At 36.0% G+C, this 1,136-nt stretch carries 2 protein-coding genes; both read right to left on the minus strand.

What is annotated here, in order from left to right; all coding sequences use genetic code 11:
* Positions 1-390: 390 nt before the first annotated feature.
* Positions 391-492 (minus strand): putative holin-like toxin, encoded by a 102-nt coding sequence (locus tag ABZ914_RS51680; protein ID WP_080613287.1) that lies wholly within the window; start codon positions 490-492, stop codon positions 391-393.
* A 152-nt stretch (positions 493-644) separates the two neighbouring features.
* Complete coding sequence (ssb, locus tag ABZ914_RS51685; protein WP_312258048.1) at positions 645-1,100, minus strand: single-stranded DNA-binding protein; 456 nt, start codon at positions 1,098-1,100, stop codon at positions 645-647.
* Positions 1,101-1,136: the final 36 nt, after the last annotated feature.

Below are 1,136 nucleotides of genomic sequence, written 5' to 3' on the forward strand. Positions count from 1 at the left end.
AGAGTCTTAAACAAAAGCAAAAAACATTCTGATTTCAAACACGATTCGTCAGAGTGTTTTTTATTTTTGTTTGAATCGGTTATTTGTCAGTTAAAAAATGTTATGTTATAATACCGAGTTTGCTTAGACACTAGAGGCATTTTTTAGGGCTCTCCTACCGTGCATTTTTGTTTATATATTCCAACCCTTATATTGATTTTTAGGGAACTATCCGCCCCAAGCTTTATTTGATAATAATTGATAAAATTTGACAAGTTTTGATAACTTTTGATAAAATAAAGGTAAAGAAAAAAGAGCTTGCTACTAACAAGCTCCATAGAGACCGTTTAAGACGGTTGACTTCGTTAAAATCTTTAAAATAGACCTTACTTCGTCAAAAGTTTAGCGGGTCTATTTTTTTATGCTTTTTACTATTGTTATTACAAGAGTAATCAGTGCAAGTACAAACATGCCAAAAAGAAGCATGAGTGAGATTGCATTGTAAACGCTCAAAAAATATAGCCTTTCTAGTTTGATAGGGTGTAACCCATTAACATGGCATCACCCCTCCTTCTTTACTCAGCCAACCGCTATAAACTTTCTCTGATATCATTATAACAAAAAAGGCATGTACAAGCTATAAAAACTTGTACATGCCTTTTATTTTAGAATGGTAGATCATCATCTTGAATGTTCATTGGTTCTGAGTTCGCAAATGGATCATGGCTATCTGCAGGGGAACTTTGTTTTTGATTATTTTGGGTTGCTGAAGGTGGTGGAGTGGGTACATTTCCTCTTTCCTGACGACTTTCGAGCATTTGGAAACTGTCTGCCACAACTTCAGTCACATATACACGTTGTCCTTGTTGGTTTTCGTAGTTACGTGTTTGAATACGGCCAGTAATGCCAATCAAAGCGCCTTTTTTAGCCCAGTTGGCTAAGTTTTCGGCTTGTTGACGCCAGATGACACAATTAATGAAATCAGCCTCACGATCTCCGTTTGCATTTTTAAATTGACGGTTTACAGCTAGGGAAAAAGTAGTTACTGCTTGATTTTGGGGTGTATATCTAAGTTCAGGATCACGTGTAAGGCGGCCCACTAAAGTAACATTATTGATCATTTAATTTCCTCATTTTTTCTCTGCTCTACAAGCTCT

Origin of the sequence: Spirillospora sp. NPDC046719, from assembly GCF_040645715.1 — a bacterium.
Taxonomy (GTDB): Bacteria; Actinomycetota; Actinomycetes; order Streptosporangiales; family Streptosporangiaceae; genus Spirillospora.

Bases quoted from the DNA above. Each gene is read 5' to 3' on its own strand.
- ssb (WP_312258048.1), bottom strand. From the start codon at position 1,100: ATGATCAATAATGTTACTTTAGTGGGCCGCCTTACACGTGATCCTGAA.